Source organism: Providencia sp. PROV033 (genome assembly GCF_028484855.1).
Lineage (GTDB): Bacteria > Pseudomonadota > Gammaproteobacteria > Enterobacterales > Enterobacteriaceae > Providencia > Providencia alcalifaciens.
Map to the genome: position 1 here is coordinate 1 of NZ_JAMPSW010000102.1, position 12,113 is coordinate 12,113.

Sequence of the window (12,113 nt, forward strand, 5' to 3'; positions counted from 1 at the left end):
ATTGGGAGAGCGAGAATTAGGAGCACTATGAAACGGCTACAAAATGAATTAACTGACTTAATGAACCGTAGCGTTGATCGCCATGTAAGGCTTGCTGTTACGGGGCTAAGCCGTAGTGGCAAAACTGCATTCATCACTTCTCTCGTCAATCAACTCCTTAATTCCACGACAGGTGCGCGTCTCCCGCTATTTTCTGCGGCAAGAGACAAACGTATTTTAGGCGTTAAACGTATCCCTCAGCGCGATATGTCTATTCCTCGTTTTGCTTATGATGAAGGTATTGCCTCACTGTATGGGAATCCGCCTCAATGGCCCACGCCAACTCGAGGTGTCAGCGAAATTCGCTTAAAACTGCATTACCGTTCAAATGATTCATTTGTTCGTCATTTCGTAGATAACTCCTCCTTGTATTTGGAGATTGTAGATTATCCGGGAGAGTGGTTACTGGATTTACCTATGCTGGATCTGAACTATTTAACATGGTCTAGCCAAATGAAGGTGCTGCTGAAAGGCAAGCGTGCTGAACTCGCTAATGAGTGGTTACAGCTTTGCGAAAAATGTGACCCATTAGCGCCCGTAGATGAGAACTTGTTAGCTGAAGTTTCGGATGCTTACACTGCATATTTACATGAATGTAAGCGTCAAGGGCAGCACTTTATTCAACCTGGTCGGTTTGTCTTACCGGGAGATCTCGCGGGTGCACCTGCATTACAGTTTTTCCCATGGCCAAACATTGAAAAATATGGTGAAAAACAGTTAGTGCAAGCGGATAAACACACCAATATTGGTGCGTTGCAGCGCCGCTATCAATACTATTGTGACCATGTGGTGAAAGGGTTTTATAAAGACCATTTTCAACGTTTTGATCGTCAAATTGTGCTGGTGGATTGTTTGCAGCCCCTAAATAGCGGTGCAGACGCATTCAATGATATGCGGATGGCGTTAACACAGTTAATGCGCAGCTTCCATTATGGAAAACGCACATTACTTAGACGGATGTTTTCCCCATGTATTGATAAGCTTCTATTTGCAGCCAGTAAATCCGATCATGTTACACCCGACCAACATGCTAATTTGGTCTCGTTATTACAACAACTAGTCCAAGATGCATGGCAAAATGCAGCATTTGAAGGTATCAGCATGGATTGTGTTGGGCTTGCGTCAATTCAAGCAACGGAAAGCGGTATTGTCGATTATAAAGGCGAAAAATTACCAGCGTTGAAAGGCGAACGTCTTAGTGATGGTCAGCCACTGACTTTCTACCCAGGAGATGTGCCTAAGCGTTTGCCAAATGAACAGTTCTGGCAACAGCAGGGCTTCCAATTTGAAAATTTCCGCCCTCGTCCAACGCCGTTAGACCAACCTTTGCCTCATATCCGAATGGACAGTGCGCTGGAATTTTTGTTAGGAGATAAACTGAAATGAGTGAACCTCTAAAACAACGTGTGGATTTTGCAGATAAAGCAGGTAAACCTGCTATGGAGTCGTTAAAACAAGCGCAAACTTTTGATGAAAGTGCATTTGAAAAATTTATTCCAGTCGATATACAGGAAGAGCAAGATAGCCAAGACGGTGAAGTTGAAAGCTTGATCAATGACGCACTCAAACCTAAGCGCAGTTTTTGGCGAAAACTGGTTGGGACTGCAGCGGGTATTTTTGGCGTAAGCGTTGTTGCTCAATTAGGTATTTGGATCCACCAATCATGGATTACCCAAGATTGGACTGCACTTGGAACGGCTGCTGCGGGCGGAATGATTGTCGTGGCTGGTGTTGGCTCTGTGGTTGGTGAATGGAGGCGTTTATATCGACTTAGGGAGAGAGCTCAAGAGCGAGATTATGCACGGGAATTGCTTCATAGCCATGGAATGGGGCAGGGTAAGGCATTTTGTGAGAAGCTAGCCAAGCAATCCGCATTACCGATGCAGCATCCCGCCATTCAGAGTTGGCAAGCAACCGTTCATGACTCCCATAACGATAGGGAAGTGATTGAGCTATATAGTAAATTAGTGCAGCCAATTTTGGATGAACAAGCACGCAAAGAGATTAGCCGTTCATCGGCAGAATCTGCATTAATGATTGCAGTCAGTCCATTGGCGATTGTGGACATGGCATTTATTGCATGGCGCAATATTCGTTTAATTAATCGCATTGCGGCAATTTATGGTATTGAACTTGGGTATTATAGCCGAATTCGTTTATTTCGTATGGTACTGATTAATATTGCATTTGCAGGTGCATCCGAGCTTATTCGTGAAGTGGGTATGGACTGGCTGTCTCAGGATATTACCGCGCGGCTCTCGACTCGAGCGGCACAAGGAATAGGGGCTGGGCTACTGACGGCTAGACTTGGTATCAAGGCGATGGAGCTATGTCGTCCATTACCATGGATAGACGATAAGCCAAGATTAGGCGATTTCCGCCGCCAATTAATTGGGCAGTTGAAAAACGCGATCCCCACAAAGAAAGATCATTCATAAGCTGTAAATATAGCTGGCAGGATGAGTTGACAGTTTAATCACATCCTGCCTATCCCCTCTAAAAGAGACTTTTCCTGTATGTTTAATCAACAACCCTGCTGTCTAAGAAAAAACTCGGACTGATATTTCTTAGAAACTAGATGGGTGTCAACAATATGTGACACGAATACTGTATTACTGACCTAATTAACGCTAAAATATCAAGAATTATGTTCTCTACAGAAGGTTTCATCATGCGCCTCGAAGTGACCTGCCAAGACCGTATCGGTTTAACGCGTGAATTACTTGATCTTTTAGTCCTACAAAACATTGACTTAAAAGGTATCGAAATTTCAGCTCAACGTCGAATTTACCTGAATTTTGCACCTGTCGATTTTCAGGTTTTTAGCACGTTAATGGCAGAGATCCGCCGTATTAATGGAGTGATTGATGTACGTCGTATCTACTTTATGCCATCAGAGCGTGAGCATAGAGCTGTTTGGGCATTGCTTAACTCATTCCCTGAAGCTGTATTATCCATTGATAATAAGCTGAATATCGAATTGATTAACCCAATGAGTTTGCAGTTATTTGGGGTTGATGAAACCAAAATCAAACAAAAATCTTTTTCGCAGTTAATTCCTAATCATGGGCTACATCGTTGGTTTGAGCGGGAGTCACCTGAGCCTTATACCGAGCGAGTCTCTGTAAAAGGAAGTGACTATTTAATGCAGGTCACACCAATCATTCTAGCGGATGAAGACGGGAAATTTCACTGCACAGGCGCAGTTATTCTCCTCAAATCGGTCGCTATATTGGAAAATCAGCGTAAGCAAGCGGCAGAAGTTGATGTGGATAACCGTGGATTTAACCAAATTGTTGCGGTTAGCCCTGCTATGGTTCAAGTGATCGAGCGAGCCAAACGTGTTGCAATGCTTGATGAGCCACTCTTGTTAGTCGGTGAAACCGGAACAGGTAAAGATATTTTGGCAAAAGCGTGCCATTTACACAGTGCTCGCGGCAATGCGCCATTTTTAGGATTAAATTGTGCATCGTTGCCGGATGATGTCGTCGAAAGTGAGTTATTTGGATATGCTGCGGGTGCCTATCCAAATGCTATTGAAGGGAAAAAAGGCTTTTTTGAGCAGGCAAACGGTGGAACTGTCTTACTGGATGAAATTGCCGAGATGTCGCCTCAAATGCAAATCAAGCTGCTACGTTTCCTGAATGATGGCACATTCCGACGTGTCGGTGAAGAGCATGAAGTTAAGGTAAATGTGCGAGTGATCTGTGCGACACAGAAAAACTTACCCGAATTAGTCGAACAGAAAAAATTCCGTGAAGATCTCTATTATCGCCTGAATGTACTGACATTGACTATTCCACCATTAAGAGAGCGCAGTGAAGATATTAAACCGCTCACTAAAATGTTTGTGGCTAACTTTGCTAAAGAATTACATATTGCTGAACCTAAAATTTCACCAGCATTAATTGAATCACTGAATTCTTATTACTGGCCAGGCAATGTTAGACAATTGAGGAATGCACTATATCAAGGGTTATCGCAATTTAATGGCGATATTCTGGATGTGGGCGATGTTCAATTACCGGATGCAGTTAATGCACCTGCGATTGCTTTAGATACATTAAATGGCTCGCTGGATGATATTACCAAACGTTATGAAGCATCTGTATTAGCAAGACTATATCGTGATTATCCGAGCACAAGAAAATTGGCAAAACGTTTAGATATTTCTCATACTGCGATTGCGAATAAATTGAGAGAATATGGTCTCAGCACTAAGAAAGAGCAAGACTAACGCGATGAAGAATATTTTAAAATTGAGTGTGATCGGCATATTAATGAGCGTGAGCGTCAACAGCTTCGCACAAGAAAAACCAAACAATAAATTGATTGATAAACTTTGCAAAAATGCAGTGCAAACAATGGATGACGTGTATGAAAATGGTGCGTTAACTCAGTGCCATTTTTCTGATCGTTCATTGCTTAGCGCGTATCAAGAATATCGTGACTTGCTCGGTGAGGATAAACAGTTTTTAGAGGCGAAATTAGAACCCAATAAAAACAAGGAAGTGATTTGCTCTGATGATAATTGCCTGTCGATTATTTACCGTTGGAGTGGTGAGAATAAATTAGAAATTGAGCAAAGTTTTTCAGGAGGAGAAACCTATCTCCAGTTTATTCAAGACAAGAAAGACACTTTGCTTGAAATACGGTACTTTCCAGATTAGTGGCACCGCTCCCAACTTGTAAAGCCCATCCAATGAAAACGCTCACTAAATTAAATATAAGCGCAAATAATTTAGTGAGCTAACTCGATTAACCCAAATTTTCATGTTCTTTACCTAAAAAGCGATGCTTTGATCATTGCGTGCTGGTGATTTTTTCTGCTATAAAAATGGTGAACGCCATTTTACTTTCTCAGTTAATGATAAATAAATGCTTAAGTTGTGCATTGATTATGAATAATAGCAACGCTGGTTTTATACCTTCAAGGAGTTGCAATGGAACAATTCACTATTAATTTTATTGTCAATTTCAAGCTACGTGAGTATATGTCTAAGAGTCACTATCACGGTGATATGTTTGAATCAGCCAATGCTGCGGCAGAACTTTATTTAATGAATAAGGCAGCGGCAAATTATTTAGCCAAAAAGACCCGTTTTACGTGGGAAGCACTAGTGAAAAATGGGGATAAACCACGGGATTTGATTATTGATATTCTCACTTCTTGTTGCCCTGTTACACAAGAGCAAGCACAGCGAGTATTAAGTACTCTGTCACACTCATTAGTGAGTATGATGAAGGAAAACATGATTTTTACTAATGTCGTTAACGCGAAAAATCACAAACGGCTATTTTGGGCTCATGTTGATTAAAACGTGCTGCGTAAACCTCGTAAACGTCAATGCTACCCGTCAACATTATTCGTAAAATACCTGTCGATAAAAAAGACCACAATCACTGAAAGTATCGGTGATTGTGGTCCAGCATAAATTGAGATTATTTCAGGCTATTTAGCGCGTTGTCATAATCAGGTTCTTCGGTAATTTCAGGAACTAGCTGGCTGTAAATGACTTTGTCATTCTCATCTAATACCACGACAGAACGTGCAGTTAAGCCTTTTAATGGTCCTGTTGTCATCTCAACACCGTAATCTGCTGCGAAATCGCTACGGAATGCAGATAATGTAACGACGTTGTCTAAACCCTCAGCACCACAAAAGCGAGCTTGTGCGAAAGGTAAGTCAGCAGAAATACATAAAACAACGGTGTTATCTAAACCACTTGCTAGTTGATTAAATTTTCGTACAGAGGCAGCGCAAACACCGGTATCTACACTTGGAAAAATATTCAGAATTTTGCGTTTACCTTGATACGTTTCTAAAGTTGCTTCGCTTAAGTCCTTAGCGACTAAAGTGAAAGGTTTCGCTTGTGAACCTGCCTGTAAAAATGTACCTGCAAGTGAAATGCTGTTGCCTTTGAGTTTAACTGTCTGTGACATTCGTTTTTCTCCCGTTTATAGGTTGAGCTGCAGAGGATGAAATGAGAAAGTAATATTTATAATCAAAAAATTACGTAATTTCACGCCCTGAACTGTTGTTTTTACATTCTATTATTGACCAATTGCATTGTCAGCTTCTCAGTATGATAAACAAGAAGGTGACGCCGCAGTATACAATTAATAAGCTCTATTAAGAGTTTATGTTTTTTATTATGTATCATCCTAAAATACCATATTCAATGGGATAAAAAGAGCGCTTTGTGCCGTGTTTTACTTGTTATATGATGAGGCGAAAGCTAATTTTAAACCGATAATCAAGTCAATGGTTTACTGGATATCATTGGGAGAGCGTTGACTTACTAAATATGAATTTAGCGGTTTTTAATGGATGAATTCATCAAAGCTCAATGGTTTTTACTGTTGAGTTACCTTCTTTTTGATTAATAGATAGAAATAATAATATGCATAAACGTTCATTGACCTCTTTAGCTGTATTCATTTCGTCACTTTTCCTTTCTACACATACTCTCAGCGCGACCATTCCCGCAGGTACTGTTTTAGCAGAAAATCAAGAAGTTGTGCGCCATCTTAAAGATGAACCCGCATCATTAGATCCAATTAAATCAGTTGGCCTTACAGAAGCTCAAGTCATGCGTGATTTATTTGAGGGTCTTGTTAATCAAGATAATCACGGTCAGCCAATCGCGGGAGTGGCATTAAATTGGCATACCAATGATAACCGAACTTGGATTTTTCAATTACGTCCTGATGCTGCGTGGTCGAATGGTGAACCCGTTACCGCCGAAGATTTTGTTTACAGCTGGCGTCGTTTAGTGACTCCCGCTAATACTTCACCATTTGCTTGGTTTGCTGCACTGGCTGGTATTAATAATGCGCAAGATATTATTGATGGAAAGCTTCCTCCAGAGCAATTAGGAGTAGAAGCAGTAGATAAACATACATTGAAAATTATCTTAAATAAGCCAGTTCCTTATTTTCCTTCATTAACTGCTAACTTTAGCCTGTTTCCTGTCCATCGTGGAACCGTTGAACAATATGGCGCAGATTGGATAAAAGTGGGAAATTTGGTTGGAAACGGTGCATTTAAACTGAATGATCGCGTTGTGAATGAAAAAATCGTACTAACCCCAAATCCGCATTATTGGGATCATAAAAATACCGTTATCACAAAGGTCACCTTTGTTCCGATTAACCAAGAGTCTCATGCAACCAATCGCTATTTGGCGGGTGATTTAGATATTACTGAATCCTTCCCGAAACAGCGTTATCAAAAATTATTACAAGATATTCCGAATGAAGTTTTTACGCCTGACCAATTAGGTACCTACTATTACGCATTCAATACTCAGCGAGCACCGACAAATGATGTGAGAGTCCGTCAGGCATTATCTATGACGATTGACCGACAACTGATTGCCAGCAAAGTATTAGGCACTGGTGAGAAACCCGCTTATTATTTTACACCTGATGTCACCGCAGGTTTCAAGCCCCAAAAAGGACTGTATCAGTCACATAAGCAAAAAGAGTTGGATCAACAAGCTAAAATATTGTTACAACAAGCAGGGTATAGTGAAGCTCACCCTTTGGAATTGACATTGCTTTATAATAGTTCGGAAAACCACCAAAAAATTGCGATTGCGATTGCTTCTATGTGGAAGAAGAAGCTAGGGGTTCAGGTTAAGTTAGTGAACCAAGAGTGGAAAACCTACATTGATAGCCGTAACACCGGAAACTTTGATGTGATCCGCGCATCGTGGATTGGGGATTTTAATGAGCCATCGACTTTTTTATCGCTCCTGACATCTCAACATAATGGCAATATTCCTAAGTTTAATAGCTCGCAATATGATGCATTAATGACGTCAGCAAGTATTGAAACCAATGATGCTCAACGTAATGCCTATTATAATCAAGCAGAAGCGATTATTGCTAAAGAAGCGCCAATTGCGCCAATCTACCAATACACGAATGCACGGTTGATTAAGCCGTGGTTGAAAGGTTATCCGATTGAAAATCCAGAGGATGTGGCATACAGCCATAGCTTCTATATTATTAAGCATTAACAATGATATTTAGCCAGTACCCACCGTGCTGGCTAAACTTTTTGCGGTCCTAAAATAAAAAAACTCCTTCCACTGGAGAGTTAGAAGGAGGACCAAAAAGGAATAAACACTACAGAACTAATAATAGGGAAAAACTTTGCGGTTTTATTGCTAATTTGTGTCAATCGAATGGGATCTCCCTAGCAAAAATTGAGAAATTTCATTGAGCTATAAATCCTGCACACCATCTTATTTTAATGCTTTTATTTTCTGTTCTTTAACACTAAATTAAACTTTGTATTTTTATTTTGTTATTGAAATCATTGCAATATTCCCTTTAATCAACTAAAAATACCTTACTTTTCAATTTATGGAGATATTTGCATGGCGTCGACCTATGGATCGCAATTTCAACACTCTAGCCCTGTTCATGCCTTTCAGTTAGATGGGAATGGCGGGGTTCTTCCTATCGATTTAAATGCAAATGCGACACAGCAATCTCCATTTTGGCTGCATTACGATTATAAAAATAAAGAGACCGCTAGCTGGATCCAACAGACTGATTTATTTAATGACCAAGTGAAATCATCACTGACTGGTAAAATGAATCGTATGCGTATGGTGCGTATTGGCGATGGTGTGTTACTCACATTGCAGACATTAAATAACACGACAGGTCAGCGTCCAGAGCAGCTAGTGGCATTTCGCATTTTCATGAATAGCCGTTTGATTGTTTCATGTAGACATCGACGTGTTCATTCATTGGATTCGGTTATTGATGATTTAAAAGAAGGTGTAGGTGCTCAAAGCACAGGAGAATGGCTTGCTGATGTTACGGATGCAATGACTGATGAAATTAGTGATTTTACTGATTCTCTTCACGAACGATTGATTGAAATGGAAGATGTGGTATTGCATGGCGAAATTCCGGAAAGAGGGGAATTAGCCCTGTTGCGTAAACAACTTATTGTTGTTCGCCGTTATATGGCACCGCAACGAGATATGTTTTCACGGTTAACGGCCGAAAAATTATTATGGCTGGATGAAAATGATAGACGTCGTTTGCAAGAAATATCGGACAGACTCGGGCGTTGTATTGAAGATCTAGACGGTTTTATTGCGCGTACTGCGATTATGTCTGACGAAATTACGAACATGATGACAGAAATGATGAATCGCCGAATTTATACTATGTCATTAATGGCAATGATATTCTTACCCACCACGTTTTTAACCGGTTTATTTGGTGTGAATTTAGGGGGGATCCCGGGTAATGAGTTCAAGTTTGCCTTCAGTACATTCTGCTTGTTACTCGCGGGTTTGATTGCTACAGTGTTCTGGTGGTTAAAAAGAAGTCGATGGTTATAAGACGGTGAATTATTCTGGATAATGGGCACTAGTTTGAGATAAATCAATAAAGTGAATAGGGTTTTAAGGCAATATTACTCCCGCAGGTGAATGCAACGTTGAGCGATGAACGTTGTGCTCCATAATTGTAGTTTTTCTCATATTGAGTTCTTATACAGAATAATTGACCACTGTAATGCCGATGTCTCTTACATCGGCTTTTTTTTTGCATAAAATCTGACACTACCCCTATTATATAGAGGTAGTGGGATAACTATGAGTAATCTTATTTAATTTCAATTACATCTAAACGGTCAGCGTTATAGTCGGGCTGATCATCTTCATCCATCATTGGCTGAGTCGGTAGCTCTTCGCGGTCAAAAGCCATATCGCCGCCATTGATCACGGCATCTCCATGAGAGATATTTTTAAAATCAAAAAGTTCAGTGTCACACAGATGCGAGGAAACAACATTTTGAGTTGCGCTAAACATGGTTTCAATGCGACCAGGATAGCGTTTATCCCAATCACGGAGCATCTCTTTAATCACTTGACGTTGTAAATTAGGCTGAGAACCGCACAGATTACAAGGAATGATAGGGAATGCTTTGGCTTTCGCATAACGCTCAATATCTTTTTCACGGCAATAAGCCAGAGGGCGGATAACAATGTGTTTCCCGTCGTCACTCATGAGCTTTGGTGGCATGCCTTTTAATTTTCCGCCATAGAACATGTTTAAAAACAGTGTTTGTAAAATGTCATCGCGGTGATGACCTAATGCGATTTTGGTTGCACCTATCTCTGTTGCTGTACGATACAAAATACCACGGCGCAGACGAGAACACAGAGAGCAGGTCGTTTTTCCTTCAGGAATTTTTTCCTTCACAATACCGTAAGTATTTTCTTCAACGATTTTATACTCAACACCGAGTTCCTCTAAGTAAGCCGGTAAAATATGCTCAGGGAAGCCAGGCTGTTTTTGGTCTAGGTTTACCGCGACCAAAGAGAATGAAATTGGAGCACTTTTTTGCAGGCTTTGCAAAATAGACAGTAGGGTGTAGCTATCTTTTCCCCCAGATAGGCAAACCATGATGCGGTCACCATCTTCAATCATATTAAAATCGGCGATAGCTTGCCCAACATCACGGCGGATTCTTTTTTGGAGTTTATTTAGGTTATATTGCTCTTTATTAGTCGTCATTCTCGGTTGTTCTTTCTTGTTTCTGATTGCTATTTAATTTTTTGAAAAGTATATATTTTTTGGTTTTTTGTCGTTCTCGTTGTTTCCGAATTAACCCAGTCTTACACTGACTCGTGTAGTAAGACATTGAATAAGACTGATATGTCAGAATTTAATAAAAATTCACAGACAAAAAGCTAAAAAACATTCACGGTAAAGAAATCTCTAAGCCAGCAATGATAGCAGATGGTAGGGGGCTTTCGATACTAGTAAGCAAAAAAGGTTCTACCTTATGATCATACTCTGATCGATTTGAAGGCAAATTAAGTGGGATGATAATAAGACGGCATCAGGAGTCTATATCATAAAAATAAATATTTATCAGTATGTTATGTTTTTTATGTTAAGTACATTTTCAATTCATATTGATGATTAAAATAATGATCGTATCTATATGCCGTGTGGCAACAATTAAAATCTAAAGGAATTCAATATGTCTAATACAATGACATTTTTTAGTAAAATGGTTTAACGAATCTACAGGCTTTGGTTTTATTTCTCCTGAAGATGGAAGCAAAGATGTGTTCGTACACTTTGTGCAATTCAAAGTGATAGCTTCAAAACGCTTACTGAAGGACAAAAAGTTAGTTTCTCAGTAGCGAATGGTGCAAAAGGTCCAGCTGCGGCAAATGTGGTGGCGCTTTAGGGCGATATCGTTATGAAATGTCTTTGCTGTAAAGGGACTCAGTACAGACGGTACCATTTTGAAGTAACAAAAAGTGACCCTTCTGGTGCTAAATGTATTTTTTGCAAAAGCACCATGCAAGCTCAGGCATGTTAGTCACTTGACAGGCTATGGTTAAGAACCTCGCTGTGGTGATTTTTTTATGACTGCCTATATTAAATGTAAAGAATTGTAATCATTATCTTGAAATTCTCGCTAGCAATCCTATATAAGTGATGTAACAGGATAAAAAATTAATCCATACTGGCTAATAGTGCTTATGTAATAGATATTTATTTTGATATTGAAGGAGAAATTATGTCTAACATTAGATCTTTTTCATTATTTCCAGCGTTATCTGATAACTTGCTTTCTAATAGGTTTGACCAAATGGATCGTTTATTCAGTCAATTAACAGGTAACCGACCATTAACCTCAGAGCATCCATATAATTTAAAACAAATAAATGAATCAAATTATCAATTAACTGTTAGTGTTCCTGGTTATAAGGAGGATGAGTTAAGTGTATCCTTAAAAGGTGGGAAACTCTATGTACAAGGTGAGCAATCAACTGAATTAGTTAATGATTCAGAAAAATGGATTCATCAAGGGATAACACAAAATAAGTTTTCTCTTGAATTTAATCTCGGTAAGAATGTAAAAATTGAAAATGCAGAATTATCAAGCGGTTTGTTAACATTAAATATTGAATATGAAATCCCGGAAGAAGAAAAACCTCGGGTCATAGCTATTGAAAATAAAGATACAAAATAATTTTTCTGTATTTTTTAACCCGCCAACAATGGCGGGTTTTTTA

General features: G+C 39.6%; 11 protein-coding genes and 1 pseudogene. 10 read left to right on the forward strand and 2 right to left on the reverse strand.

Annotated elements, in window-relative coordinates; genetic code table 11:
* Positions 1–27: 27 nt before the first annotated feature.
* The 5 genes from PSF16_RS14530 to PSF16_RS14550 all read left to right on the forward strand — a co-directional run bounded on the left by PSF16_RS14530 (position 28) and on the right by PSF16_RS14550 (position 5,357).
* A complete protein-coding gene (locus PSF16_RS14530; protein ID WP_272689510.1) occupies positions 28–1,425 on the forward strand; it encodes a YcjX family protein in 1,398 nt (465 codons plus the stop codon).
* Positions 1,422–2,477 (forward strand): YcjF family protein, encoded by a 1,056-nt coding sequence (locus PSF16_RS14535; protein WP_272689511.1) that lies wholly within the window; start codon positions 1,422–1,424, stop codon positions 2,475–2,477. The genes PSF16_RS14530 and PSF16_RS14535 overlap by 4 nt, the downstream gene beginning before the upstream one ends.
* Before the next feature lie 233 nt (positions 2,478–2,710).
* Positions 2,711–4,276: a transcriptional regulator TyrR gene (gene tyrR / locus PSF16_RS14540; protein WP_036962196.1), complete on the forward strand. Its 1,566-nt coding sequence runs from the start codon at positions 2,711–2,713 to the stop codon at positions 4,274–4,276.
* A 4-nt stretch (positions 4,277–4,280) separates the two neighbouring features.
* A complete protein-coding gene (locus PSF16_RS14545; RefSeq protein WP_036962198.1) occupies positions 4,281–4,709 on the forward strand; it encodes a hypothetical protein in 429 nt (142 codons plus the stop codon).
* A gap of 273 nt (positions 4,710–4,982) precedes the next feature.
* Positions 4,983–5,357: an ATP-binding protein gene (locus PSF16_RS14550; RefSeq protein WP_154601090.1), complete on the forward strand. Its 375-nt coding sequence runs from the start codon at positions 4,983–4,985 to the stop codon at positions 5,355–5,357.
* Positions 5,358–5,481: 124 nt separating this feature from the next.
* Here PSF16_RS14550 and tpx read toward each other — a convergent pair whose 3' ends face one another.
* Positions 5,482–5,982 (reverse strand): thiol peroxidase, encoded by a 501-nt coding sequence (tpx, locus tag PSF16_RS14555; RefSeq protein ID WP_006661920.1) that lies wholly within the window; start codon positions 5,980–5,982, stop codon positions 5,482–5,484.
* Positions 5,983–6,443: 461 nt separating this feature from the next.
* On the opposite strand from tpx, the gene PSF16_RS14560 reads away from it, so the two are divergent.
* Positions 6,444–8,066 carry a peptide ABC transporter substrate-binding protein gene (locus PSF16_RS14560; protein ID WP_272689512.1) on the forward strand — a complete coding sequence of 541 codons (1,623 nt, stop codon included), beginning with the start codon at positions 6,444–6,446 and terminating at the stop codon, positions 8,064–8,066.
* A gap of 363 nt (positions 8,067–8,429) precedes the next feature.
* The gene (zntB, locus tag PSF16_RS14565) at positions 8,430–9,413 is read left to right on the forward strand and encodes a zinc transporter ZntB (RefSeq protein WP_272689513.1); all 984 of its coding nucleotides are present in this window, start codon (positions 8,430–8,432) and stop codon (positions 9,411–9,413) included.
* Between the two features lie 265 nt (positions 9,414–9,678).
* Here zntB and ttcA read toward each other — a convergent pair whose 3' ends face one another.
* Positions 9,679–10,620, reverse strand: a complete 942-nt coding sequence (ttcA, locus tag PSF16_RS14570) for a tRNA 2-thiocytidine(32) synthetase TtcA (RefSeq protein ID WP_262362003.1) — start codon at positions 10,618–10,620, stop codon at positions 9,679–9,681.
* A gap of 470 nt (positions 10,621–11,090) precedes the next feature.
* Here ttcA and PSF16_RS14575 point away from each other — a divergent pair.
* The 3 genes and pseudogenes from PSF16_RS14575 to PSF16_RS14585 form a co-directional block, all read left to right on the forward strand.
* Positions 11,091–11,278: pseudogene (locus PSF16_RS14575) on the forward strand (cold shock domain-containing protein); the annotation flags it as partial.
* A gap of 12 nt (positions 11,279–11,290) precedes the next feature.
* Positions 11,291–11,413, forward strand: a complete 123-nt coding sequence (gene ymcF, locus PSF16_RS14580; protein WP_432652916.1) for a cold shock small protein YmcF — start codon at positions 11,291–11,293, stop codon at positions 11,411–11,413.
* Between the two features lie 201 nt (positions 11,414–11,614).
* Positions 11,615–12,070, forward strand: coding sequence for an Hsp20 family protein (locus tag PSF16_RS14585; protein WP_006661916.1), 456 nt, complete (start codon positions 11,615–11,617; stop codon positions 12,068–12,070).
* The last annotated feature ends 43 nt before the right edge of the window (positions 12,071–12,113 follow it).